Origin of the sequence: Rossellomorea arthrocnemi, assembly GCF_904424705.1 — a bacterium.
Lineage (GTDB): Bacteria > Bacillota > Bacilli > Bacillales > Bacillaceae_B > Rossellomorea > Rossellomorea arthrocnemi.
Map to the genome: position 1 here is coordinate 244,536 of NZ_CAJGBF010000002.1, position 26,285 is coordinate 270,820.

A 26,285-nucleotide genomic window follows, 5' to 3' on the forward strand; every position below is an offset into this window, starting at 1 on the left:
TGTGCCAACTTAAAAACAGTGAAAACGCTTTACTTTTTTGTTTTTTATTATGCAATTTTTTTCATACCACGCAAATTATTTCATGCTATTTATTTCAATGTTATATTTATCCAGTTTATAATATAAATTTCTTACAGAAACATTCAGCGTTTTAGCAGTAGCTGTTTTATTACCATTATTCTGCTCTAAAACCTTTTGAATTATATTTTTTTCATACTTTTCAACTTGGGTTGCAAGATCTTCTCCAGCATCTTGGGAAGTGACTTCCGCTACGTTGAACATAGTTTTAGCTGTATTTTCTAGTTGAGGTAAATGCTTTCCATCAATCTTTACTTCGTTGTATTTCATGAAGATAATGGCTCTTCCAAGCACATTCTCAAGTTCTCTCACATTTCCTGGCCAATGGTAATTCATCAGCTTGTTCATGGCGGTATCCGTCACACCCTCAACATTTCTTCCGTAATCCTGATTGATCTTTCCAATCAAAGCTTCAGAAATGAGAGGAATATCAGATTTACGCTGCCTTAAAGGCGGTATTTGAATCGGCATCCGATTAAGACGATAATAGAGGTCTTCCCTGAATGAACCGTCTGCTATTCCTTTTTCTAGGTTTACATTCGTAGCAGCAATGACACGGACATTGATTTGAATCGATTTCGTTCCTCCGACCCTCACAATTTCATTTTCCTGGAGGACCCTCAATAATTTCGCCTGTGTATTCGCGCTCAATTCTCCTATTTCATCGAGGAATATACTGCCGTTATTCGCTTCTTCAAACAAGCCGCGCTTACCACCCCGCTTCGCTCCCGAGAAAGCCCCTTCCTCATAACCGAATAATTCACTTTCTAATAGATTTTCCGATAATGCGGCGCAATTGACCCTGAGAAATTTATTGAATTTGCGATTACTCGCATTATGTATGGCATGAGCAAATAATTCCTTCCCTGTCCCCGATTCCCCACGAAGGAGAACGGTAGCCGGGGTTTTCGCCCCTAATTTAGCTTGCTCAATCGCAATCATCATTTCCTCTGAATCACCAATGATGTCTTCAAACATATATTTCGCCTCAAGAGTGCGGATAATTCTTCTTGCCCTGTCCAATTCCTGGGTAAGAGACTGAATTTCCGACATATCATGAATAACCCCAACACTTCCCTTGAGTTTATTATTTACAATGATTGGTGCTACGTTAACAATAACTTCCTTTCTTTTCGGTCCCACACGCATCCTCGTCCCACGGATCGCCCTCCTGGTTTGAAGTACTTTCAGGTGGATACTCTCCCCTTCAGAAATGTCTGCAGTGGCAGGTTTACCGATCACTTCCTCCCGTGAAAGTCCCGTGATCCTGGTATAAGCAGGATTGATCAGGATTCCCTTTCCTTCCTCGTCTACGACAGAGATGGCATCATCACTGGAATGAATGATAGCTTCAAGCATCGTCTGAATTTCTTTGAGATTGGTTATTTCCTCTGCAAGATTTACTACTTCTGTGATATCTTTGAAAACTGAAAAGGCACCAATGATTTCATCATTGTCAGTAATCATCGGAATTCGATTGGAGATGATCTTCAAACCATTCTCCAAGATGACCTCCTGATTGATTTCCGTCCGCCTTGTCTGGATCGTTCTGGTCAGCCTGCTTTCAGGGATCACATCAGATATATGAACACCCATCACATCATCCTGGTTCTTTCCAATCATTCGTTCGGCACTTTTATTGAAGAGCATCACAATGCCTTGATCATCAATCCCGACCATGCCATCATCAGTAGAGTTAAAAATAAGATCCCTTTTAAAGGACTCACTCGTCAATTGGTGGATAAGGTCTTCCTTTTCTTCGAGTAGCGTTGATATAAGGAAAGCCACACTACCAGGTATGATAACCGTGTTCTTTCCACGCCTATCTCTTATTTGTTCAAATACTTCCTGTTCACCGGTCACTTCGATCACAATGTCGACAGAATCACTGAGGAATGGACGCCAATCCTTCCCAACAGGAATGCCAAGCTGCTTTGAGAGCTTGATCCCTGCCGCATTTTCATTTAGGTCTACTACGGCAATCACTTTCATGACGGAGACTTCGTGAAGGATCTGCAATATTGCTGTCCCACCCTTACCGCCACCGACAATAAGAACCTCTTGCAACTTTCTTCACCCCGGCACCTGCAATTTTTTTCACACTCATCATGTTACACTACTTTTCGAAACTTGACAATTTTCCACTTGGAGTTAGAATTTTAGTATGGAAACGAAAAGGAGTTTTGCATCTCATGGTTCGTCTTATTGCCTTGATTATAATGTTGATTCCCGGTGCATTTGCCGCTCTCGGGATAAAGTTAATGAGAGATATGTTATTCGGGATCTTGCAGCCTCCGATCCCTTTTCTATGGCTGCAATTCATTATCGGGTTAGTATTCTTTATTTGTGGTTTGGGCTTCATTGCAGGTTTCGTCCTGCATCGTGATCGAAAACGTAATAAAGTCCAAACCAGATTCAACAAAAAAGGCTAGTGCATAGGTATGCGCTAGCCTTTTTTGCTTTCTCTCAGTTTCCATGCCTTCTCAGGATAGTCTGTTACAATAGCTGTACATCCTAGATTCAATAACCTCTCCATCTGCTCCACCTTATTTACCGTATAAGGTCTGACACAAATACCATTGTTCATCGACTCTATAATGATTTCATCCTTGACAGCTTTCAGATTGGGGTGTATCGCTTTCGCCCTTAATGATTGGGCATAAATCCAGGGCATAAATAACCCTGACGAGTAGAGAGGTGCAATTTCTACAGCAGGCTCCAATCGGTAACACGCCACAATTGAATAATGATTAAATGAAGAGATGATGATTCGATCCTCGAAACCGAATTCCCTGATTAATCCAATCACCTTTTCCTCAAGACCCTGATAATCCATGATACTGTTTTTTAACTCTATGTTACAAATGATATTATTTCCCTTTAACCAAAGAAAGACCTCTCTTAGTGAAGGGACACGATTTTTCTTGAATAGTTTATTTTTAAATTTATAATTCGCCTGAAGTTTTTGAATTTCCTTTAACGAGTAATCTTTAACGAAGCCCTTACCATTTGTCGTCCGATTGACTGTTTCATCATGTATCACGACAATTTCTCCATCTTTCGTCAGCTGAACATCCAATTCAATTCCATCAGCCTTCACTCTTTCAGCTTCATAAAAAGCTTCCATCGTGTTTTCGGGATGAGTACCGGCAGATCCACGGTGAGCAAAAATCAGCGTCATGAGTTCACTTCCTTCGTAATTTCTACATGTAGTTTCATCGTTTGACTGACTTCATTATATACTTATTTACTCTCACCTCAAAGGATGAACATTTTTAAGCCGACCATCAAAAAAAATCCTGAGAAACTCAGGATTTTTTTCTTAAGAGTGGCACTTTATTAGAACCAACGGCATCTACATCTGCGTCGGTTGTCCATTTCACCGGCAACATCGTTATCCCTGCAACGACGCACAGCTCTACAGAAATCTTCTCCTCTGATATAAGCTCTGACAGGAACTCTGAAGTTGTTATCGGAAGTACCGGCTACATCATTGTTTCTGCAACGGTCTGAAGCTCCACCTACATTATCGTTATTACGATAGCATCCCATGGTATCACCTCCCCCTATGTTGTTTTTGCACTACTCTTTATCATATGTCGCCGGGGACAAGCTGTAAGGGCGAACTACTATATATAGAAAAAAGAGGCGATTGTTACTGGGTTGATGATACAGGGGAACACAGAAAAAAAATTTATTGAAATGGACCCTATATTGGACAACGTGAAGCCTTACAAATGGTGGCCGCCAAAAATAAAACCCCATGAACTATAGGCTCAAAGGGTTGTATACGATCGTACGATTCAGTTTGGAAGGTGAATGGACTATTCCTTACCCTTTCATGAAGCCATATGTTCCAGACGAAGCTTATCAGCAACCATGGCAATGAATTCTGAGTTTGTTGGCTTAGCCTTGGACATGCTGACGGTGTATCCGAATAAAGAAGAAATGGAATCAATATTCCCTCTGCTCCAAGCCACTTCAATCGCATGACGGATCGCCCGCTCCACACGTGAAGCCGTCGTATTGTATTTCTTTGCAATATCCGGGTAAAGGACTTTTGTGATGGAACCAAGCAATTCGATATCATTATAAACCATAGAAATCGCTTCTCTTAAATATAAATAACCTTTAATATGTGCCGGTACACCTATTTCGTGGATAATACTCGTAATGCTCGCATCAAGATTTCTAGGTTTTTGTTCTGTATTCATTCTGGATGAGGAAGGTTTTTTGATGATAGAGTTTGATTTTCCGCTAACTTGTCTAATATGACTCACTAGGTTTTCCATATCGAATGGTTTTAATATAAAATAAGAAGCTCCGAGGTCTACAGCTTTCTTCGTAACATCTTCCTGACCGAATGCCGTAAGCATGATTACGTTCGGAATGCTCTTCTTTTCACGAAGCCGTTCCAATACTGCCAACCCGTCCAGATGGGGCATGATAATATCTAAGACCAGGACATCTGGATCGACTTCTTCTAATAAATCCAAACAATCTTGACCATTATGAGCAATACCTACTACTTCCATATCATTTTGCGAAGCAATGTAGTCTTCCAATAATGACGTCAGTTCACGATTATCATCCACAACACATACTTTAATCGATTTCACTACAGGTTTCCTCCTCAATCCTAATTAATTCTCTTCTGTAATTTTATTCTAAATTACTTTTTCGACAATGCAACCTAAATTCCTTTTATTTTTGAAAAAAACTTGAAAATTATTATATTTTCTTTGATTTTCTAAAGATTTCTTTATATTTCGACCCTATTCGATATTCTGTCTCCTGTTTGTCGAATATTCTTTATTTTAACAAGGAAATGTTCATTTTGGCAAACTGCCTTGCATGAAATGACACGATAATATTTCAAAACCACAAAAAAAGAACCCTTATAAGTACCCGCAATCGGTACTTTAGTAAGGGTTTTCAAGTTCAACTAGCTCGGTTATGATCTTTTTTATAAATATCGATTCCTGCTTCACTCAGCATCCATTCAATGTGTACACCGTACCCGCTGGTCGGGTCATTGACAAATACATGCGTGACCGCACCGATGACCTTTCCGTTTTGGATGATCGGGCTTCCACTCATCCCCTGGACGATTCCACCGGTTTTCTTTAATAGCTCGGGATCAGTCACTTTCAAGACCATTCCCTTCGTTGCAGGGTATTTTTGTGGAATGGTGCTGACAATTTCTATGTCGTACATTTCAACTTCTTTCCCATCCACGACAGTCAAAATCTGCGCCGGTCCTTCTTTTACTTGGTGAGAAAGAGCGATTGGCATTGGTTTATCCAACAAATCATTTTCAATCCTTTGATTTAATTCACCAAAGATCCCAAAAGGACTGTTCCGTGTGATGTTACCAATGACGTTTCGATCAGATGAAAAACGTGCTAATTTTTCTCCGGGTTTTCCATCCGACCCTTTTTGGATTGAGGTGACTTCTGAATTCACGATTTCTCCGTTCTCAACGACAATCGGCTTCTTCGTATCCATGTCGGAAATGACATGACCCAATGCTCCGTATTTTTTGGACTTCGGATCATAAAATGTCATGGTGCCGATGCCCGCTGCAGAATCACGAATATACAGACCTAATTTATAGCTTTTTTCCCCTTTTTCTTTCAACGGAAGCAATTGTGTCTTCACTGTCTTTTGTTCACGCTTAATCACGACGTCAAGAGATTTCGCTTCTTCTCCTGCCTTCTGAACAAAAGGAGCAACATCAGCAAGCTCTTCAATTTTCGTTCCATTTATTTCAGTAATCATATCCCCTACCTGAATTCCGGCCTTTTCGCCCGGGGACATTTTTCCATCATTTGTATCAACCAGATGATGACCAACCACTAACACCCCAACTGTATTTAATTTGACTCCTATTGATTGTCCACCAGGAATCACTTTGAAATCTTTCAGTACTTCAACATCGACCTTTTTAATGGGTAACCCGGCGAGCTCAAATACAACTTCGTCCTTACCTACAGAACTCCCTTGTATGGAGAGTTGCCCTTTACCTTCCTCTACTTGAACATGTTCATTATGCGACGAACCCATCGTCGTGACAGATGCAGCCTTGGGGAGAGCAACATGATCCCCTTCCATCAGTCTTACAGAGTTCGGTGTATCGATAATTTGTTGAACCGGTTTGTAAAAACCAATAAGACAAAGCGAAACAAGGAGAATTCCACCTATACATTTTCTTAACCAATCTAAACTCAATATATTCACTCTCCTCGCTTCTAATCCACACACACTAACTATTGGCTACAGTCTTAATTTTGCCTTTTAAAGCCACATTTATAACTGGTAATCATGAAAAAAAAGCTACCCGAATTGGATAGCTTTTCATGTTTCTTTAATGGAACCTGCCAACTGTAGTAATTCTTTGGCATGTTCAAGCGTGAGATCTGTAATTTCCACCCCTGATATCATGCGGGAGATTTCCCGGATTTTGTCCTTCTCCCGGAGACGTTTAACCATCGTACTCGTTCTGCCGCCTGACAATTTTTTTGAAATGAATAAGTGACAGTCGGCCATCGCAGCCACCTGTGGCAAATGCGAAATGCACATTACCTGGGAATGAACAGCCACCTGATAAATCTTTTCCGCAATGGCCTGTGCGACTCTGCCGCTGACACCAGTATCAACTTCATCGAAAATGATCGAGGTAATCCCCTGATGCTTAGAAAAAATGGTTTTGAGGGCAAGCATGATCCGTGAAAGTTCTCCTCCTGATGCCACCTTGGATAACGGCTTTAAAGGCTCACCGGGGTTAGTGGATATATAAAACTCCACCGTATCCCATCCATCCTTTTTAAATTGTTGAAAGGAGAAGGATTCATTCTCTCCGCTTTTCACGAATCGGACTTCAAATTTCGTCTTATCCATGTATAGCTGCTTAAGCTGTTCATGAATACTTCCGGTCAATTTCTTGGCCCATTGTTTTCTGGTTTGTGTCAGATTTTTCGCCTCAAGGGATAAATCCTTCTCGAGGGATTGTAATTTACTTTGTAGCTGTTCCACATGGGAATCTTTATTCGTGATCGTTTCAATTTCTTCTTCAATCTTTGAACTATACGCAAGAATTTCTTCTACTGAGGATCCATATTTTCTCTTCAGACCGTTGATTTCATTCAACCTTGCCTCTATCATGTCCAAACGATTCGGCTCGAATTCCAGTTCATCCAACGCGCCCCTTACTTGATGGGCGGCATCTTCGAGTATATAATACGCATTCGAAACAGATTCCAGCGTCCTTTCATACTGAGCATCCACTTCTGCAGCGGTCTCTAAATGACTCATGGCGAGTCCTGCCCAGTCCATTCCCTTTCTCTCACCCTGGATGCTGTCATAGGAAGTTTGAAGCGCCTCAAAAAGCCTCTCAAAGTTCATCAGTTTCCGCTTCTCTTCCTGCAACTCTTCATCTTCATTCAGTTGAAGATTCGCATCATGGATCTCTTTTAGCTGAAATTGAATAAGATCCAGTCGGTGTGCCATCTCCTGCTCATTCTCATTCAGTCTGTTTAATTGCTTATAGATGGATAAATACTCTTTATATACTTGTCCATAACTCGATAAGCCAGAGGTGATCTCATTGCCCCCAAATTGATCCAATAAGGAAAGATGCAATCCTTCATTCATGAGCTCCTGATGTTCGTGCTGCCCGTGAATATCGATAAGTGATGCACCGATCTCCCTCATGATGGCGATCGTCACCAGCTTGCCATTGATTCTACACACACTTTTTCCCGTGCTCGAGATATCCCTTCTAAGGATGATCATGCCTTCCTCGATTTCGATCCCGAAGTCAGCGGCTTTCTGAAAGCAAGGATGTGTTTCATTATCAAGAATAAATAACCCTTCAATTTCAGCCTTTTTCTCCCCATGTCGCACGTATTCCGAGGAGCCTCTCCCGCCAACCAATAAATGAATAGCATCAATGATGATTGACTTACCAGCACCGGTTTCACCAGATAACACAGTCAAACCTTCTTCAAAAGAAAGGGAGAGGGAATCGATAATGGCGAAATTTTTGATAGATAGTTCTTGTAGCAAAACCTTCACCTCAAATAAAAAGGAACTTTTCCCTTGAAATTCGTAAAAGAAAAGCTTCCTATTGGATTTTGTATAAAGGGCCTTTAATGAAAGCCCCATGATATTTTTTCGCGTTTACAACATATCTAAAAATCGTTCTGAAACGACTTTGGTTTCCATTTCCGTCCTGCAGATGATCAAACAAGTGTCATCTCCACAAATAGTCCCGAGAATCTCTTCCCAATCTAAATTATCAATCAAGGCCCCGATGGCATTTGCATTTCCAGGTAACGTTTTCATCACAAGCATATGTCCTGCCTGATCGACTTTCACAAACGCATCAGTCAGTGTCCGTTTTAATTTTTGAAGTGGATTAAAACGCTGATCTGCCGGCAAACTATATTTGTACCTGCCATCCATCAATGGAACCTTGACCAGATGGAGCTCCTTGATATCCCTGGATACGGTTGCCTGAGTCACATTAAATCCCGCATTTTTCAGGCTCTCCACAAGCTCATCTTGCGTTTCCACATCTCTATTCGTTATAATTTCCCTGATTTTAATATGTCTTTGCCCTTTGTTCATCATGAACATGCACCTCTTACATTGTATTAAAGCCTGTATAAATATACCTCTACGCTTATGTTAGCCTATTTTGTGTGGAAGTACAATAAAAAAGAAAAGCAGAAGGGGCTTGCTCTGGGGCGACAAGCATAAGGCTAGTAACACGGAAAGGCGCTCTTTGCCTTTTTGGGTTACTAGCCTTATGACCTCGAGCCCCAAGCCCCTGGAGCTGGACAATGAAAAGCAGAAGTGGCCTGTTCTGGGGCGACAAGCATAAGGTGAGTAACACTGAATGGTTTGTTCATAGCAACAGATGTTCAAGAAGTATTGCCCATTTTGGTCAATGCCCCGTATTATTTTCTAAATAATTGGATACATCAAATTTAGTGAAAGGACTGTTTTATTTTCAAATCCATACTTAGGTCGATAGAGACATCAAAAAGCCACCCTCCGAAGAAGAGTGGCTCTGTTTTACTGCTGAGTTCTCGCTTTTAATTGATGATGTGCTTCCTCAATCACTTCATCCGGAGTGTTGCCAGTAAGGGACTTTCCTTCTCCAACATCCCCCGACCATTTCAGATGGATGAGGAATTCAATATTTCCATCTCCACCTGTAATGGGGGAATAAGACAAGCCTGCAATATGATACCCTTCTTTAATGGCTAGAGTCATGATTTTCTCGATGACCATTTTGTGGACGGCAGGATCTCTTACGATGCCTTTTTTGCCAACCTGGTCCTTCCCTGCTTCGAACTGTGGTTTGATTAAAGCGACACAGTCCCCACCTGGTACCAATAATGTTTTCAGGACAGGCAATATCAAAGATAGAGAAATAAACGAGACATCTATGGATGCAAAACTTGGCATTTCCCCTTGTAAATCAGACGGGGTGACGTAACGGAAATTCGTTCTTTCCATCACAACGACACGTTCATCCTGCCTTAACTTCCAGGCTAGCTGGTTGTATCCCACATCAAGGGCATAAGACATCTTTGCTCCGTTTTGCAGTGCACAGTCCGTAAATCCTCCTGTGGATGCGCCGATATCAATCATCACTTTATCCCTTACATCCACATTAAAGACTTCCAGAGCTTTCTCAAGCTTTAAGCCTCCCCGACTCACATAAGGGATCACCTTCCCCTTCATCGTTAGGGGGATATCTTCACTGACTTTTTCCCCGGGCTTGTCTAATCTCATTTCATTGGAATAAACCAGACCCGCCATGACAGCCCGTTTTGCTTTTTCCCTTGTTTCAATTAATCCTCGTTCTACCAGCAGTACATCTACACGTTGTTTTTTTACTTTCATCACTAGGCCCTTTTTTGTTTTTTTGGTGTGATCGTTAAAATGCGATCCACTATATTTTCTTTGGTCATACCAATTTCGTTCAATAACTCTTTTACACTTCCATGCTCGATGAAGTAATCAGGAATACCGATGCGATCAATCACGGCGTCATGGTAGCCTTGTTCCTGTGCAAACTCAAGAACTCCACTCCCGAATCCACCTTGAAGCACTGCTTCTTCGATTGTCAGCACAGGCATTTCTTCTCCAAGGATGCTCTTCAGCATATTTTCGTCCATAGGTTTGATGAACCTTGCATTTACAACCCGAACCGAGAGTCCCTGCTTTTCAAGATCTGCAGCAGCCTCCATCGCCATTGGAATCGTCGTGCCAAAGGTCAGGATCGCTGCATCTGTTCCCTGCTTCAACACTTCCCACGTTCCAATCGGGATCGTACTCAGAGCTGGGTCCATCGGTACTCCATACCCATTTCCACGAGGGTAGCGCAAGGCGATCGGTCCATCATTATATTGAAGCGCCGTATTGACAAGGTGTTGACCCTCATTCTCATCCTTCGGCATCATGATTACCATATTAGGTAAATGTCTTAAAAAGGCGATATCGAAGACACCTTGATGGGTTTCACCATCAGCTCCTACTAAACCGGCCCTGTCGATCCCTATGAAGACATTTAAGTTTTGGCGGCAGATATCGTGAACCACCTGATCATACGCCCGCTGCAGGAAAGTCGAGTAAATCGCCAGAAATGGCTTCATTTCCTGAGTGGCAAGTCCCGCGGCAACTGTGGTAGCGTGCTGCTCGGCAATTCCCACGTCGAACATCCGGTCAGGGAATTCTTCAGCAAATCCGAGTAGTTTTGAGCCTACGGGCATAGCTGGGGTAATCGCGACAATCCGTTCATCCTCACGGGCAACCTTTCGAACTGTCTCACTGACAAGACCGCTCCATGAAGGCGGTGCGTTCACCGGCTTTATGAGATCGCCGGTGTCGATCTTATACGGTCCAGTGCCGTGCCAAGTCCCCTGTTTGTCTGTTTCCGCAGGGTGAAACCCTTTTCCTTTTTTCGTGATTACATGTAAAAGGACGGGGCCTTTCGTTTTTTTCGCATATTGAATATTTTCGGACAGATCATTATAATCATGGCCATCGATCGGTCCGAGGTATGTGAATCCGAGCTCTTCAAAAAACATTCCCGAAACAAATAAATACTTCAAGCTGTCTTTTACCCGCTCCGCAGTACTCGCCAATTTACCGCCAACAGCCGGGATGCGCTTAAGGATATACTCCATCTCATCCTTCACCCAATTGTATTTTCCAGCTGTCCGAAGACGGCCAAGTACGCTATGAAGGGCTCCTACATTTGGAGCAATGGACATTTCATTATCATTTAATACAACGATCATATCTTTCTTTTCATGACCGATGTGATTAAGTGCCTCAAGTGCCATTCCGCCCGTCAAGGCACCATCCCCTATCACCGGGATGATGTAGGAATCTTCTTTTTTCACGTCTCTGGCGATCGCCATTCCCATGGCTGCAGATAACGAAGTGGAGCTGTGCCCCGTTTCCCATACGTCATGTTCACTCTCATTGCGCTTAGGAAAACCGCATAACCCTTTATACTGGCGAAGTGTGTCAAATTGACAAGCCCTTCCGGTTAAAATCTTATGAACATACGATTGGTGACCAACGTCCCAAAGAATCTTATCTTTCGGGCTGTTAAAATGTTTATGGAGGGCAACGGTTAATTCGACCACCCCTAAGTTTGGACCAATATGACCGCCAGTCTTAGATAGATTCTTGATTAAGAATTGGCGAATCTCCTGGCTGAGCACTTCCAATTGTTCATTCGACAAGCTTTTTATAAAAGAAGGCTCCTTTATTGATAATAAATCCATGGGGTCCACTCACTTTCATCACTAAATATTTTGTTTCTCTCTTTTATAACCCTTTTTCTTGTTTTTATCTTTTTTGTCTTTTTTATCTTTGATTATTACGATATGGAATCGATCTTCAAGGAATTGTAGAACTTTACCAACTCTAAATATTATATCCTTAGAATAGGTGATAGCAAACGTTTTTCCAAGTGCTTTGCCTCCGACTGTCAAAGATGCGATGATACTTGTCAGGGTTACGCTCACGATATACTCCCTCAAAGAGCCCCCTTCAAGGCGAAAAGAAATTGCCAGTTGAATGAGGACAATGGCAGAGGCGGTCCCGCTTATGATTCCTGAAATATCACCGATTACATCATTACAGAAGCTTGCGAACCGATCTGCGTTACGTACTATTTTAATTGAATATCTGGCCCCGTACACCTTTTTGGCTGCCATGGCATGAAAAGGGGTTTCATCAGCCGCTGTTGCAGCGATTCCCAGCATATCAAAAAAGATCCCGATAAAGACGATGATCAACACGACTATGAGCCCTGTATACCATGCGACCCCATTTAGTACCATATTGGATGTAACTGAAAAAATAGCCGCTAACACAAATGTGATAACGGCAATGCTGACACTCCACTTTATTGAGTTTTTCATTGTTTCATTCATTATCGTTAAACACATCGTTTCTTGTGTAAATAGTTTGTTTATATGTAATTGGGGGGTCATATAAAGAGTAAAAATTGCAGCTTAGGTCCAGTAGGTTTTCCCAATCAGGTACCGGATGTTGCCATACCGGCGGTTTCCCATTAAACCCGACTTAGCTGCGTCACCACAAGCTAGACTGGATTACCACTTAGTCCGCACTATAATCCCCTTTATATGTCCGAATATGAACAGTCTAGGAGTTTTCCTCAACAGTCCTTAACGCAATCCTTAGCCTCTTTTGCAAAGAGGATTTCATATGGACGAAAAAGCACATATCAATGGCCAACTGATGTGTACCCTGTAACCATAATCCCCTCACTCTTCACTCAAGGCAGGCTACGCTGCTAGTGAATCATCACATCGCAGGTTCATACTTTGTTCTTATTGCATATGCTTGATGCCAGCATAAGAAACAAAGCCTCCGCGGCTCGCGGGTCAACGCCCACATGCCATTGTGGATCGCCCTCAAGCCTTACTCCCAGATATGACCCAAAGCTGGGCGCCTCAAGCCAATTCCAGGAACTTCATCGATGTGCCCTTTAGTGGATTTTTAGGCCCACCTTCAGGATTGGTGGACTGACTAGAATACTGCACCACCCCAAAATTGATTCTAATCGTATTATAACATATGTTAAATCTTTTGCTCAAATATAGAATGGATTTAATGGTTCCTGGAAACGATCAATTGGGCAATTTCTTCAAGGAGACTGGAATAGACCGGCAATCTATCAAGAGCAGCCAACGCTTCTTCCAAATGGAAATGAAGCTTTTCCTTCGCCCCTTTCATAGTCAGGAGACTTGGATACGTACTCTTATGTTTGGATTCGTCACTACCGACAGGTTTACCGATCATTTCTACGGAACCTTCTATGTCGAGTATGTCGTCCTGAATTTGAAAAGCGAGGCCGATATGATAGGCAAACATCTCAAGAAGCTTCAGTTCACCCTCAGTAGCTTCAGAAATAATTCCCCCTGCCATAACACTGAACATAAGTAATTTACCCGTCTTATGAACGTGAATGTTCTCAAGCTCATTGGCTGTCAGTTGCTTCATTTCCCCTTCGATATCGGCAACTTGTCCACCTACCATGCCCTCTGGACCAGCGCACTTAGCCAGAAGGGTCATAAGTCTAACCTTCACATCATTTGTCAGGAATGTATCTTCTGCAATGAATTGAAAACCATATGTCAACAACCCGTCTCCTGCTAAAATGGCTACGGCTTCTCCATACATCTTATGATTCGTCGGCTTTCCCCTGCGTAAATCATCATCATCCATGGAAGGAAGATCATCATGGATCAGCGAATATGTATGAATCATTTCAAGAGCGGCGGCAGTATTTAACCCAAGCAAAGGATCCTTATTAAAGGTCCTGATCGCTGCCAATAGAAGAATGGGACGAATCCTTTTCCCACCTGCCTGCAGGGAATAGACCATGGCCTCCTTTAAAACTTTGGGCATCACGAGACCCTCGACGGTGTCGACCATATGTTTGATGATCATGTCTCCATGCTCTTGTTGAAACCTTTTCAGGTCAATCGGAGGATTCACTCTTATTCCCCCTCATCCAGATCAAAGGATTTTTCCCCGTCATCTGTTATCATTTTCGTTAATTGGTTTTCCGCTTTTTGCAATGTATCATGACAATATTTAGAAAGGTCCATCCCTTTCTGATAAAATTCCAGCGCCTTCTCTAAAGGTACTTCCCCTTCTTCTAATTTTTCTACGATCTCTTCCAACTGTTCCATCGCTGTTTCAAATGATAGTTCTTCTTTAGACTTTGCCATTTTTTTCACCCTCTTCAACAGATTCAACTTCGCAATGTATTTTTCCATCTCTGACATTGATCTCCAAACGGTCACCTGTTTTGACTTGTCGAGATGAGTTAATCAATTTACCTTCATCCTTATAGACCAGACTATATCCCCGGTCCATGATCTTCAAAGGACTGAGGGCATGTAAGGTGGAAAGAGCTGAACTGAAACGATGATTCTTTTCTTTCAGCACTTGTTTAAATTGTTTCTCCAGCCGTGTTTGCATAAACAGTACTCGTTCATTCTGCATTTTGATGAGTTGTGACGGGTGAACTCGCTGTAACCTGGAATGAAGCCCGCTTAATTGGTCCCTGTTCTGCTTCACATGAAGACTGATATTTCTTTGTAAAAGATCCGTCAGTCGGTCGACGGTCTCGATCTTCTGCTGATAAAGATGACGGGGATTTCTTAAGGCGTACGATTTCATAAAACCATTCAATCGGTTTCTTTCACTTTGAAGTTTGGTTTTAAATGATTTAATCAATCGTAATTTACGATTCATGATTCTTTCCAACATATCGTCTATATGGGGGACCGCCAATTCGCCGGCAGCTGTTGGAGTTGGTGCCCGGAGATCCGCTACAAAGTCGGCAATCGTAAAGTCCGTTTCATGTCCAACAGCTGAAATGACGGGAACGTCGGATTCTACAATGGCATTTGCTACAACCTCTTCATTGAATGCCCACAACTCTTCAATGGAACCGCCACCCCGGCCAATGATCAACACGTCTATATCCCCAAATCCGTTTACCTTTCTCATCGCCACGGCAATTGAATTCGCCGCTTGCTCGCCTTGGACCAAAGCGGGAAATACAAGGATTTCACCAATAGGATAACGCCGTTTAATGGTTGTGATGATATCACGGATTGCAGCACCCGTCGGTGAAGTGACAACGGCGATCCGCTTCGGGAATTTTGGAATCATCCGTTTGCGGCTATCATCAAAATAACCCGTTTTTTCGAGCTTTTCTTTCAGTTGTTCATAAGCTAAATAAAGCTCGCCAATTCCGTCGGGCTGCATTTCTTTCACATATATCTGATATTGCCCCCCTGACTCATACACGGAGATATCTCCGCGGATCAATACATTCATTCCATTTTCCGGCCTGAATTTCAAGGATTGATTATGACTCGAAAACATCACAGACAGGATGCGGGCTTTTTCGTCTTTCAAGGTGAAGTACATATGACCGCTTGAATGCCGTTTGAAGTTGGAAATCTCCCCTCGTACAAACAGGTTGGACAGGTGAGGATCCTTATCGAATTTACGTTTTATGTATTTTGTCAGAGCTTGTACCGTTAAATAACGCGATTGATCAAGTTCCATGCTCACTGACTCCTTTGTTCCTTACATGATCTTAGAAATTTCATATGTAGGAAGACGGAAAGGGACCAGCGATTTGCTGTCCCTTTCCTTTTTTGTTATTTATATTGTACTATCTTTTAACCATTTTGGCGATTTTGATAAGCCCATTCTGCAGATTTCACGGTGTTATAGAGGAGCATGGTAATCGTCATCGGGCCGACTCCCCCGGGAACCGGTGTGATTTTACCAGCTTTTGCCTTCACTTCCGTAAAATTCACGTCTCCACAAAGTTTGCCATTTTCATCGCGATTCATTCCTACATCGATGACAACAGCACCCGGTTTAATGTCTTCAGCACCGATCAGGTTTGCTTTACCAACAGCAGAGACGATGATATCAGCCTGTTTTGTGTAAAAGGACATATCTTGCGTTTTTGAATGACAATACGTCACCGTCGCATTCCGATTCAGGAATAAGTGACCTGCCGGCTTTCCGACAATATTACTCCGCCCTAATATAACAACATGTTTTCCTTCTGCAGAAATGTTTTCATAGTCAAGCATTTTCATGATTCCAAGCGGTGTACAGGAATAGAAGGTATCTTGGTTAGTCACCATTTTCCCAATCGATACAGGATGAAAACCGTCCACATCTTTCGATGGAGAAATTGTTTCAATCACAGTAATCGGGTTAATATGATCCGGTAGCGGCAGTTGAACAAGAATTCCATGAATATGGTCTTGTACATTTAACTCTCCAATTTTATCCAGAAGCTCTTCCTGAGTGAGACTGGTTTCATACTGATAAAGTTCTGAATGAATCCCAAGATCACTGCACGCTTTTCTCTTCATTTTCACATAGGAATGAGAAGCATGATTGTCCCCAACCAGGATCACCGCCAAACCAGGGGTGACATGTTGTTCCTTCAGCTGTTCAATCTGACTCTTTAATTGTTGTCGATAATGATTAGCAATGAGTTTGCCATCAATTATAGAAGCAGACATTCCACTCGCCCCTTTACATTGTTAGGATTGACCTACTTTTGAAAGAACGCCATTGATAAATTTACTGGATTGATCATCTCCAAAGGTCTTTGCAATTTCAACCGCTTCATTAATGACGACTTTGTTCGGAACATCGTCTACAAACAGAAGCTCGTACACGCCCAATCGTAAAATGTTCCGATCAACTTTCGCCAGGCGGTCAAAGGACCATTTTTCGAGGTTTTCACGAATATGTCCATCGATCCGTTCCTGATTCTCAATGAACCCCAAAACAAGCTGCTCTAGATAGGCATCCATCTTCTCCTCATCTTCCAACACGTTCGTTAAAGCAATTTCCGGCTCAATATCACTCATATCTATTTGAAATAACGCCTGTAAAGCCTTTTCACGGGCAACTCTTCTCTTCATCTTCTAATTACTCCTTTTACTCCATCAATTTTCATACCTTTGATAATAGCACAAACCAGGGGCAATACGCACGTCTATCTAAAAAAATCAATATTCTGACAAGAAAAGCGGAGGCGGGTTGGTCAGGCCCGACAAGCATTTCTGGAAAATCCCTGAAGGCGTTCTTTGCCTTTGGGGATTTTTCAGAAATGACCTCGAGGGACTACCCGGCGGAGCTGGACAATAGAAAAGCGGAGGGGCTTTGCCGAGAGGCGACAAGCATATGACGAACCATCCGGAAAGGCGTTCTTTGCCTTTTTGGATGGTTTGTCATATGACCTCGAGCCTCTAAGCCCCGGAGCTGGACAAAGAAAAGCGGAGGCGGGTTGGTCAGGTCCGACAAGCATTTCTGGAAAATCCCTGAAGGCGTTCTTTGCCTTTGGGGATTTTTCAGAAATGACCTCGAGGGACAAGGAGGCGGATGCAGCCCCAATGAATGAATACGGCAGCTTCACGCAATAATCCATCTTTCTTACAAAATCCCTAACTCCTTTATATCCCAGACACAAACCCAGAACACAAAAAAAGAACGGTCCACTAAAGGACCGTCCCCGATTACATTTCGTCTTCTATTTCAGCTTCAAACTTTTGATTTTCAAATTGAACGCCTACGATATGAACATTCACTTCGTCTGCTTCCAAGGCAGTCATGTTAAGCAAGGCTTGACGAATATTGTCCTGGATTTTTTGAGCAACTGTCGGGATCGCTACACCGAATTTCATGATGCAGTACACATCCACGATGATTCCTTCTTCAGCAAGCTCCACTTTGACACCTTTACCGTGGTTTTTCTTTCCAAGACGCTCGACGACACCTGTAGCGAAGTTCCCTCGCATTTGAGATACGCCTTCCACTTCTGACGCGGCGATACCCGCGATTACTTCAATCACTTCAGGTGCGATTTCAATCTTCCCAAGACCGTCTTTACCGTGAGACATTTGTAAAAGGTTTTGATTTTCCGCCATTTAAGGCACCTCCCTGAATTCACACTAGGATTTCATTACTTCATATTTCTCTAAGAATTTCGTATTAAACTCTCCACCAACAAAGGTTTCATGATCTAATAGTTTCAAATGGAACGGTATGGTTGTGTGCACACCTTCTACCACAAATTCACTTAGAGCGCGTTTCATTCTTGAAATGGCTTCTTCCCGTGTCGCTCCATAGGTAATCACCTTGGCAATCATGCTATCGTAATAAGGAGGGATCATATATCCAGGATATGCGGCTGAATCGATTCTTACGCCAATTCCGCCTGGTGGGAGATACATTTCAATCCGACCTGCTGAGGGCATGAAATTCTTCTCTGGGTTCTCTGCATTAATACGACATTCAATAGCCCAACCAGTGAACGTTACTTCTTCTTGTGTTAGAGAAAGTTTTTCTCCTGATGCCACGAGAATCTGTTCTTTAATCAGATCGACACCTGTGACCTGCTCGGTTACCGGGTGCTCCACTTGAATACGTGTGTTCATTTCCATAAAGTAGAATGTTTGATTTACGTAATCATATATAAATTCTACCGTGCCGGCACCAGTATAATCAACTGCTTTGGCTGCTTTTACTGCTGCTTCCCCCATTTTAACACGAACTTCTTCTGTTAAAGCAGGTGATGGTGTTTCTTCAATCAGTTTTTGAAGGCGGCGCTGAATTGTACAGTCCCGCTCTCCAAGATGGATCACGTTTCCGAAGTTATCGGCAAGTACCTGAATTTCCACATGTCTGAAATCCTCAATGAATTTCTCGATATATACACCTGGATTTCCGAATGCAGTCATGGCTTCCTGCTGGGTGATCGTCACTCCTTTAACAAGCTCTTCCTGACTTTTCGCGACACGGATTCCTTTACCTCCACCACCTGCAGTGGCTTTGATGATTACAGGATACCCCATGGATTCTGCAAGTTGAACAGCATCTTCAGCATCTTTCACAATTCCTTTTGAACCGGGTACGATGGGAACACCGGCTTCTCTCATGGTTTCACGAGCCACGTCTTTCGTCCCCATCTTCGAGATCGCTTCAGGTGAAGGGCCAATGAAGATGATGTTGCAATCACGGCATAAATCTGCAAAATCAGAGTTCTCGGCTAAAAATCCATATCCCGGGTGAATGGCATCACAATCCGTCAATTTTGCCACACTTATGATGTTTGTAAAGTTCAGGTAGCTGTCCTTCGATGCTGTGGGACCGATACAATATGCTTCGTCTGCTAATTGTACATGAAGAGCTTCTTTGTCGGCTTCAGAATAAACGGCTACACTTTCAATGCCTAAATCTCGGCAGGCACGGATGATACGCACCGCAATTTCTCCTCGATTAGCAATTAATACCTTTTTTATCATGTCTATTTTCGCTCCTTATTCAGGTTTAACCAAGAATAACGGCTGTCCATATTCAACTAATTGACCGTCTTTTACTAAGATTTCTACGATTTCACCTTTTGCTTCGGCTTCAATCTCATTAAATAGTTTCATGGCTTCTACGATACATACAACAGAGCTTTCATCGACTTTATCTCCGACTTTCACATATGGTCCTGATTCAGGAGAAGAAGATTGATAGAACGTACCAACCATCGGAGACGTGATTTTATGTAAGTTTGAATTCTCCACATTTGCTTGTGGAGCTTCCTTTTCTTCTGCATTTACAGAAGGAGCAGCACTTTGCACAGGTGCCTGCTGAACAGCCTGGGCTGCGGGTTTTACCTCTTCGACTGCTTGCACCACTTGCGGTTGAGCAGAAACCGTTACACCATTATTCTTCTTTAGGTTAATTTTTGAACCATCATGCTCGTATGTAAACTCTTCAACACTAGACTGATCTACGAGTTTGATTATTTCGCGAATTTCTTGAATTTTCAACACTGTTGACACCCCTCTTATAGTTTTAAAAATTATGACTAGCTACTAATATCATACGATAATACCACGTATAAATTCAATATGCGATTCCTACTATCCTATAAAGCGCATACACCACTACCTCTATTCTAGACCTTTTTCCGGAAAAAATAAAATAATAGAAAGGGATTTTTAATTTCTCTAATGAAAATGTTCAATAACAGACCCTTTCCACAACCAAAACACAAATAAGCCGCCTAAAGGTGTCCTTTTAGGCGGCACAGTTTCTTGTAATGGTTAGTTTGCCGGCTGAAATTCTACAGCCACTGGTTTCATTTGTCCAACTTCACTCATCACGAGGCGGATGATTTCGTTGGCATCTGCTTTAGAGTGCTCTTTATCCGATTTCACTGTGATCCGGATATTTTCACCATTCGCTCTTACCAAAGCATCCTTATAACCCATGGTCTTAATCATCGTTTCGAGAACTGATTCCGTCATGGCCATTTCACGAAGATTTTCCATTTGCTCATAGGCGGCACTCTTTTCTTCTGCTGATACATCAGCGTTTGCGACCTTTGCTTCGAGTTCTTCACGAAGTTGTTCACGCTGGTCTGTCACTTCTAAACGGAGTGCTTCAAACATTTCATTCCCTGCCGCGTCGGTCACCACTTCCATGTCAGTGCCTGACATCGTTTCTTTATCCCCATCCTTCGCCTGCTCTTTTCCATCCTTTTCCTGATAGGCCATATCTGTCGCCTGCTGCGTTGGTGATGTAATGTAATAAACAGAGAGTACGATCACAAGGCTCAACATTGTTAATAACCAAACTGTTTGCTTTTTAAGTAACATCTATCATTTCCCCCTTATTGTTTGGGCAGGACCGATACCCTGTGGCTTGGAACATTAAGTGAACGGGTGACGGCCTCTATAATCCATTTTTTGATTTGTATGTTATCGGCACCTTTTGCTACTACAAGGACACCGCTGACTTTAGGTTTTTTCGTTTCTTTCACAATGGGAACTTCTTTATCACCGTTGTTTACGATGACGATTTCTTCGTCCTTGGATTTATCTTCTACGGACCTCTTCCCACCATTTTTATCTTCTTCATCAGTGGATTGAGTTTGTGTGGATTCATTCTTCTCGTATATCTTTGACTCCGTCGCTTCCACATTGACCACTACGTACACATCGCTTACCCCGACGATTTGATCAAGGGCTTCTTTTAATTGATTTTCGTATTGATCTTCATAACCTCTCATCGAACCGTCCGATTCCTTTTGATTGGATCCGAAGGTCGCCATTTCGTCATTGATTCCTCCATCCGCCGGTTTTGCCACCTCAAGCCCTTTATCACTGCTCCACAGATCACTGATCAGCATGAAAGCAACTCCTATAAGCAGCACAATGAGAAAGTAATGCAGCCTTTTCCCTTTTTTATCCTTGGGTGGAGAGTTCGCGTCTTCCTTTGACAACCATTCCTTCAAAGCATTTAGCGGACCTTTATTAAAGTTCATTTGCTTCCCCAGTCCCCCCTTCAACTGTAATGATTATTTTGTCTTGTGTAAGATTCCATTGTTTGGCAAGTAAGGAGGCCAGTTGGGCAGTATCTTCGTCGGATGTTTTCTTTTTCGCTTCAGCCCCCGTGTCGATCTCCACGTTTTGGACCGTTTCAATCGTGCTGTGATTTTCATTTTCCTTGTTTTTCAATATCACTGACACTTCTGTAATACTTTCCGGAACCTTTTCTAAGTCATCTGCCTGTATGGTCACCTTCTCAATGACTTTACCGTGTTCATCCATCATCTCCTTTTCTGCTTGTTGTTTCATTTGGACAGCCATCTGTTCTAAAATATATGCACGTTGTGAGGCTTGTATTTCTTTTTTCTTCATTTCTATTACATTTTCTACGGATTTATTCTGGGAAGAACCATTTAAGTCTATAGAATTCATCACCTCATCAAAATCGGTGGACATTAATTTGAAGAGTGGTGTAAGGATGATGGTGATCAATAATAAGCCTGTCACGATCTTGGCATATTTCTGCATATTGGAGCTTGGAAGAAGCATGTCAATGACGGTGGCTAAGAGAACAAAGATAATGATATTTGTAATCCAATCGGTGAGAAATGACATGACGGAACTCCTTCCTTCTTATCTCATCATCATCGTAATATTCCCTGCAGCAATGATGACGGTAAGACTTAAGAAAAACATAAAGGATACAATGGCCAGAGCAGCAAACACATAGATCACACTCTTTGCGATCGTATCGAGACATTCGATGACCGGTCCTCCCCCGAGAGGTTGAAGGAGGGCAGCGGCCAGTTTGTATATGAATGCAATCATCAAAATCTTGATGGCAGGAAAGGCTGCTATGATTAATACGATGGCTACTCCCGCTATTCCCACCGTATTCTTTAATAGAACTGATGCACTGATCACTGTATCCGCTGCATCTGTGAACATCCTTCCGATGACAGGTACAAAGTTGCCAGTCACAAATTTTGCCGTTCTGATTGTTATGCCGTCCGTCACTGCTGCTGTCGCTCCCTGCACGGAAATCACCCCGAGGAAGACCGTCATGAATGCCCCTAACAGACCTATGCTCCACGTTCGCAATAACTGTGCCAGTTGCGTTACTTTATAATGACTTGAAAGGGTGCTCACAATACTCAGGAGAGCTGATAGAAATAAAAGTGGAAGCACGACATTTTGAATGAGCAAGCCGCTTGTATTCATCAGAAAAATAATGACGGGATGAAAGAATGCTGCAGATACTACTCCTCCTGAAGCTGCTATAAGGGCGAGTAGCAAGGGGATGAGGGCAATGATGAAATGGACCATGGTGGAGATGGCATCACGGGTGTAATCAATTGCCACATGAAAACTATTCAGTGCGATGATGATCAACACCATGAAAATGATGCTGTAAGCCACTTTGCTGACGCTTCCCCCTTCGAAAGCATTCTGCAGGGATTGAAGAAACATACTAAAGATCGTAAGCATGATCAGGGTTCCCAATAACTTCCCATTCATCACGAGCTCCTGAAAAGCAAATTTGAAAATTCCGCTGAACCACGCCTTAAATGAGAACTCTTTCTCCCCTTTCATGAAATCAATCAAACTTCCTTTTTGACTTTCAGGCAGATAGCCTCCGTATTGATCCACGATGCTATTCCAGTAACCCGTTAACTCTTCAACCCCCAACCGGTCAAGCTGGGTATCAATCATGTCCTGCTGAATGTTCGCGTCGGGAGGAAGCTGTTCATCTCCTTCTTCTGCTTGTCCGCTTGAGGAGCCAATCAAAAATAGAACGAGTGCCATGACGAGTATTCGATATAGTTGCAACAATTTTTCCACCTCTTAACGTTTCGCTTATCCAGTCGGAATCATATTGATGATCGTTTCGATGATGACTGTCAGAATGGGGACAGCCATTGCCAAAATTAATATCTTTCCGGCAAGCTCCACTTTAGCTGCAAGTGCTCCCTGCCCGGCATCTTTCGTAATGTGAGAAGCGAATTCGGCTATGTAGGCGATGCCAATAATTTTAAGGATGGTTTCCACATATACCATGTTGACGTTTGCATTCGCTGCGAGCTTTTCAATCATATGAATGATGGAATAGATTTGATCTATAAGAAACAAAAATATTGAACAACCCGTAAACACAATGAGCAGGAAAGCAAAATTTGGTTTCTGTTCTTTTACAATCAAAGCGAGAAAAGTCGCAACCAGTGCAATACCTACAATTTGGATGATTTCAATCGTAGACGCCCCCTTATCCTTGATATAAGAAGACAGATTTAATCTTCTGGAACAAATCATCGACAATCGAGGCTACCATAAACAAGATGTAAATGAATCCAAACAACGTGACCCACTGGGCATATTCCTTCTTCCCTACCTGATCTAAAATCGTATGCAAAAAGGCCACCACAATCCCTACCCCTGCAATCTTGAAAATAATATCCACATCAATTCCCATGTTTGTACCCCTCCTGGTTTATGCGCTCATGCCCCATGCGGGAGCAGTAAGTCAAAGCAATAGGATGATCAACAAAAGACCTGATAGAAACCCTAAGCTTTTCGTCATCTTTTCGTATTTCCGTTGTTTTTCTACAGCTTCCGTCTCTTCCCTTTCCAGGTGCTTGAGAGCAAGCTGAATATGCTTCTGTTGAGTGACCATGTCGTGTCGGCCTAGGTTTTCCCCGAATTGCTTCAGGATTTCATACTCACCTGACTTAAAAGCCGTTAATTTCCAGATATCGTTCAGGCTCTCTTCCCATGCCTTCTTCACTGAAATTTCCTGCTCTGTTAATTTCTTTGAGAAGGTTTCAAAAAACCAGGAGACGGGCTTTTGCAGCTGCTTGGAAATTTTCCTGGTTGCTTCATGCAAAGGGGTATGGCTATAAGTGATTTCAGCTTCCAATGATTGAAGGGCCACCTTTAACAGCCGAAGTTGCCGCGGTCTTTCCGTCAAATATTTTGAAGCTTCAAACCCTGCCCAGGATGTTGAAAGAAGAATAAATACAGCACCAATAAGTTTTATCATTTATGTCACACTCACTTTTTTCAGAAGAGATTGACCGAGTTCGTTCCACACTTCATGGACCCTTCCTGGTTCTTCCCCTCTCCTCAGTTCCACGAATCGCTCGATTGTTTGCAGACTCACAATGTCCTTAATCACCGGTCTCTTCCTCACCTCGTTAAAGGAAGATCCATGCGTCGTCATGACAAGTGTGATACCGGCATTCACGGCTTCCTGGATGGCTTGACCATCCTCCATTCGCCCGATTTCATCTACGATCAATACATCAGGACTCATGGAACGAATCAGCATCATCATGCCTTCCGCCTTTGGACAGGCATCCAGCACGTCCACCCTCGGACCGAACATCAACTGAGGGATTCCATTTACGCAACCGGCGATTTCAGAACGTTCATCGACAATCCCCACTTTGTATGGGGGAATGTTTTTTTCAGGCACACCTGTCGAAATCATCCTGGCAAGATCCCGGAGAAGTGTCGTCTTACCGGTTTGAGGGGAGCCGATCATCATCGTATGTTTCCATTCGCCATCATAAACATATGGAAAAATAGAATCTGCTATGCCAAGCTTTTGTCTCGCAATCCGAATGTTAAAAGAAGACAGATTCCGAATTCCTTTCACCAAACCACCTTCTAGAATCACTTTACCTGCAAGGCCTACACGATGTCCGCCTTCAATCGTGATATACCCTCTCTTCAGTTCCTCCTCCAATGTATAGAACGAATGGCGGGATAGTTTGTTAATGAGCTGTTCACTATCTTCCTCTGTAACAGTATAAGAAAGAAAATATGGTTTCCCCCTGGCTGTGACCTCCAACACACGGTTGGTACGAATTCTAATCTCTTCAATTCGGTCAATCAGATCTTGTGGAAGGGTCAGGACTTTTTCAGAAATAGTGCTCGGTAGTAAGGCTAGAACTTCTTGCATATTTAAGTACCTCCTAATCTTGTTCCACTTCAGGTTTATTGGCGAAGAAATGAAATCCTTCGTACATGCTTCCCGATAATACAATGTATTCTAGTGAAATAAGATTATGACAATAGAGTTGGCAGATTCGGGGTGGTAACTGGGAGTTTTAAGTAGAGGGTGGTGACAGTGGCACGTCAACCTAACGAAAAAAAAGCCTGAATGGGACTAGTCCCATTCAGGCTTTTCTAATTAATTATCCACGCGATACGTAAGATCCGTCCGTTGTATTAATGATTAATGTATCCCCTTCATTTACGAAGAATGGTACGTTAACCACTAAGCCTGTTTCTACAGTTGCAGGCTTAGAACCACCGGAAGCCGTGTCACCCTTGATTCCCGGTTCTGTTTCCGTTACTTTCAATTCAACAGAGTTCGGAAGCTCTACTCCAAGCGTTTCGCCTCCGTACATCATGATGGAAACTTCCATGTTTTCTTTCAAATATTTCAATTCATATTCGATAGATGAAGCAGGAAGCTCGATTTGATCGTAGCTTTCGTTATCCATGAATACATGCATGTCACCATTGGCATACAAGTACTGCATTTTACGATTGTCAATCTGTGCTTTTCCTACTTTTTCACCGGCGCGGAAGGTTTTCTCCTGAATGGCACCTGTGCGAAGGTTACGAAGTTTAGAGCGGACGAAAGCTGCTCCTTTACCCGGTTTAACATGTTGGAAATCGATTACCCGCCATATTCCGTTGTCGACTTCAATCGTTAAACCTGTTCGAAAATCATTTACTGAAATCATATTTATTCCT

General features: G+C 42.6%; 28 protein-coding genes. 1 reads left to right on the forward strand and 27 read right to left on the reverse strand.

Features of this window, described 5'->3' with window-relative positions; all coding sequences use genetic code 11:
- Positions 1 to 75: 75 nt before the first annotated feature.
- A complete protein-coding gene (locus tag BAA9072_RS04190) occupies positions 76 to 2,145 on the reverse strand; it encodes a sigma-54 interaction domain-containing protein (RefSeq protein ID WP_201713441.1) in 2,070 nt (689 codons plus the stop codon).
- Positions 2,146 to 2,270: 125 nt separating this feature from the next.
- On the opposite strand from BAA9072_RS04190, the gene BAA9072_RS04195 reads away from it, so the two are divergent.
- The gene (locus tag BAA9072_RS04195) at positions 2,271 to 2,510 is read left to right on the forward strand and encodes a DUF2627 domain-containing protein (RefSeq protein WP_201713442.1); all 240 of its coding nucleotides are present in this window, start codon (positions 2,271 to 2,273) and stop codon (positions 2,508 to 2,510) included.
- Between the two features lie 14 nt (positions 2,511 to 2,524).
- On the opposite strand, the gene BAA9072_RS04200 is transcribed toward BAA9072_RS04195, so the two are convergent.
- The 26 genes from BAA9072_RS04200 to efp all read right to left on the reverse strand — a co-directional run bounded on the left by BAA9072_RS04200 (position 2,525) and on the right by efp (position 26,275).
- Positions 2,525 to 3,259, reverse strand: a complete 735-nt coding sequence (locus BAA9072_RS04200; RefSeq protein WP_201713443.1) for a glycerophosphodiester phosphodiesterase — start codon at positions 3,257 to 3,259, stop codon at positions 2,525 to 2,527.
- Between the two features lie 158 nt (positions 3,260 to 3,417).
- Positions 3,418 to 3,630 (reverse strand): hypothetical protein, encoded by a 213-nt coding sequence (locus BAA9072_RS04205; protein WP_201713444.1) that lies wholly within the window; start codon positions 3,628 to 3,630, stop codon positions 3,418 to 3,420.
- A gap of 287 nt (positions 3,631 to 3,917) precedes the next feature.
- Entirely contained in the window at positions 3,918 to 4,697 is a 780-nt protein-coding gene (gene spo0A / locus BAA9072_RS04210) for a sporulation transcription factor Spo0A (RefSeq protein ID WP_201713445.1), read from the reverse strand.
- 322 nt (positions 4,698 to 5,019) lie between these two features.
- The gene (gene spoIVB, locus BAA9072_RS04215) at positions 5,020 to 6,309 is read right to left on the reverse strand and encodes a SpoIVB peptidase (protein WP_201713446.1); all 1,290 of its coding nucleotides are present in this window, start codon (positions 6,307 to 6,309) and stop codon (positions 5,020 to 5,022) included.
- 126 nt (positions 6,310 to 6,435) lie between these two features.
- Positions 6,436 to 8,145, reverse strand: coding sequence for a DNA repair protein RecN (recN, locus tag BAA9072_RS04220; protein WP_201713447.1), 1,710 nt, complete (start codon positions 8,143 to 8,145; stop codon positions 6,436 to 6,438).
- Between the two features lie 114 nt (positions 8,146 to 8,259).
- Positions 8,260 to 8,709 carry a transcriptional regulator AhrC/ArgR gene (gene ahrC / locus BAA9072_RS04225; protein ID WP_201713691.1) on the reverse strand — a complete coding sequence of 150 codons (450 nt, stop codon included), beginning with the start codon at positions 8,707 to 8,709 and terminating at the stop codon, positions 8,260 to 8,262.
- A 450-nt stretch (positions 8,710 to 9,159) separates the two neighbouring features.
- Entirely contained in the window at positions 9,160 to 9,996 is an 837-nt protein-coding gene (locus BAA9072_RS04230; protein WP_201713448.1) for a TlyA family RNA methyltransferase, read from the reverse strand.
- Between the two features lie 2 nt (positions 9,997 to 9,998).
- Positions 9,999 to 11,891 carry a 1-deoxy-D-xylulose-5-phosphate synthase gene (gene dxs / locus BAA9072_RS04235; protein ID WP_201713449.1) on the reverse strand — a complete coding sequence of 631 codons (1,893 nt, stop codon included), beginning with the start codon at positions 11,889 to 11,891 and terminating at the stop codon, positions 9,999 to 10,001.
- 21 nt (positions 11,892 to 11,912) lie between these two features.
- On the reverse strand, positions 11,913 to 12,545 hold the full coding sequence (locus BAA9072_RS04240; RefSeq protein WP_201713450.1) for a CNNM metal transporter family protein: 633 nt from the start codon (positions 12,543 to 12,545) through the stop codon (positions 11,913 to 11,915).
- Positions 12,546 to 13,245: 700 nt separating this feature from the next.
- A complete protein-coding gene (locus tag BAA9072_RS04245; RefSeq protein WP_408015205.1) occupies positions 13,246 to 14,118 on the reverse strand; it encodes a polyprenyl synthetase family protein in 873 nt (290 codons plus the stop codon).
- A 20-nt stretch (positions 14,119 to 14,138) separates the two neighbouring features.
- A complete protein-coding gene (gene xseB, locus BAA9072_RS04250; protein WP_201713451.1) occupies positions 14,139 to 14,372 on the reverse strand; it encodes an exodeoxyribonuclease VII small subunit in 234 nt (77 codons plus the stop codon).
- On the reverse strand, positions 14,359 to 15,726 hold the full coding sequence (gene xseA, locus BAA9072_RS04255) for an exodeoxyribonuclease VII large subunit (RefSeq protein ID WP_201713452.1): 1,368 nt from the start codon (positions 15,724 to 15,726) through the stop codon (positions 14,359 to 14,361). The genes xseB and xseA overlap by 14 nt, the downstream gene beginning before the upstream one ends.
- A 116-nt stretch (positions 15,727 to 15,842) precedes the next feature.
- On the reverse strand, positions 15,843 to 16,709 hold the full coding sequence (folD, locus tag BAA9072_RS04260; protein WP_201713453.1) for a bifunctional methylenetetrahydrofolate dehydrogenase/methenyltetrahydrofolate cyclohydrolase FolD: 867 nt from the start codon (positions 16,707 to 16,709) through the stop codon (positions 15,843 to 15,845).
- A gap of 21 nt (positions 16,710 to 16,730) precedes the next feature.
- On the reverse strand, positions 16,731 to 17,117 hold the full coding sequence (nusB, locus tag BAA9072_RS04265) for a transcription antitermination factor NusB (protein ID WP_201713454.1): 387 nt from the start codon (positions 17,115 to 17,117) through the stop codon (positions 16,731 to 16,733).
- A 594-nt stretch (positions 17,118 to 17,711) separates the two neighbouring features.
- Positions 17,712 to 18,122, reverse strand: coding sequence for an Asp23/Gls24 family envelope stress response protein (locus BAA9072_RS04270; protein WP_034758025.1), 411 nt, complete (start codon positions 18,120 to 18,122; stop codon positions 17,712 to 17,714).
- 24 nt (positions 18,123 to 18,146) lie between these two features.
- Positions 18,147 to 19,499 carry an acetyl-CoA carboxylase biotin carboxylase subunit gene (accC, locus tag BAA9072_RS04275; RefSeq protein WP_201713455.1) on the reverse strand — a complete coding sequence of 451 codons (1,353 nt, stop codon included), beginning with the start codon at positions 19,497 to 19,499 and terminating at the stop codon, positions 18,147 to 18,149.
- Positions 19,500 to 19,514: 15 nt separating this feature from the next.
- On the reverse strand, positions 19,515 to 20,021 hold the full coding sequence (accB, locus tag BAA9072_RS04280; RefSeq protein WP_201713456.1) for an acetyl-CoA carboxylase biotin carboxyl carrier protein: 507 nt from the start codon (positions 20,019 to 20,021) through the stop codon (positions 19,515 to 19,517).
- A gap of 273 nt (positions 20,022 to 20,294) precedes the next feature.
- Positions 20,295 to 20,849, reverse strand: a complete 555-nt coding sequence (locus BAA9072_RS04285; protein WP_201713457.1) for a SpoIIIAH-like family protein — start codon at positions 20,847 to 20,849, stop codon at positions 20,295 to 20,297.
- 14 nt (positions 20,850 to 20,863) lie between these two features.
- Entirely contained in the window at positions 20,864 to 21,517 is a 654-nt protein-coding gene (spoIIIAG, locus tag BAA9072_RS04290) for a stage III sporulation protein AG (protein ID WP_201713458.1), read from the reverse strand.
- The gene (gene spoIIIAF, locus BAA9072_RS04295; protein ID WP_201713459.1) at positions 21,507 to 22,136 is read right to left on the reverse strand and encodes a stage III sporulation protein AF; all 630 of its coding nucleotides are present in this window, start codon (positions 22,134 to 22,136) and stop codon (positions 21,507 to 21,509) included. The genes spoIIIAG and spoIIIAF overlap by 11 nt, the downstream gene beginning before the upstream one ends.
- A gap of 18 nt (positions 22,137 to 22,154) precedes the next feature.
- Positions 22,155 to 23,351: a stage III sporulation protein AE gene (gene spoIIIAE, locus BAA9072_RS04300; RefSeq protein ID WP_408015202.1), complete on the reverse strand. Its 1,197-nt coding sequence runs from the start codon at positions 23,349 to 23,351 to the stop codon at positions 22,155 to 22,157.
- Between the two features lie 27 nt (positions 23,352 to 23,378).
- Positions 23,379 to 23,831: a stage III sporulation protein AD gene (spoIIIAD, locus tag BAA9072_RS04305; protein WP_201713694.1), complete on the reverse strand. Its 453-nt coding sequence runs from the start codon at positions 23,829 to 23,831 to the stop codon at positions 23,379 to 23,381.
- Entirely contained in the window at positions 23,785 to 23,991 is a 207-nt protein-coding gene (gene spoIIIAC, locus BAA9072_RS04310; protein WP_034758004.1) for a stage III sporulation protein AC, read from the reverse strand. Before spoIIIAC ends, spoIIIAD begins: the two co-directional genes overlap by 47 nt.
- A gap of 51 nt (positions 23,992 to 24,042) precedes the next feature.
- The gene (spoIIIAB, locus tag BAA9072_RS04315; protein ID WP_201713460.1) at positions 24,043 to 24,558 is read right to left on the reverse strand and encodes a stage III sporulation protein SpoIIIAB; all 516 of its coding nucleotides are present in this window, start codon (positions 24,556 to 24,558) and stop codon (positions 24,043 to 24,045) included.
- On the reverse strand, positions 24,559 to 25,482 hold the full coding sequence (gene spoIIIAA, locus BAA9072_RS04320) for a stage III sporulation protein AA (RefSeq protein ID WP_201713461.1): 924 nt from the start codon (positions 25,480 to 25,482) through the stop codon (positions 24,559 to 24,561).
- A gap of 235 nt (positions 25,483 to 25,717) precedes the next feature.
- On the reverse strand, positions 25,718 to 26,275 hold the full coding sequence (efp, locus tag BAA9072_RS04325; RefSeq protein ID WP_034757996.1) for an elongation factor P: 558 nt from the start codon (positions 26,273 to 26,275) through the stop codon (positions 25,718 to 25,720).
- Between the last annotated feature and the right edge of the window lie 10 nt (positions 26,276 to 26,285).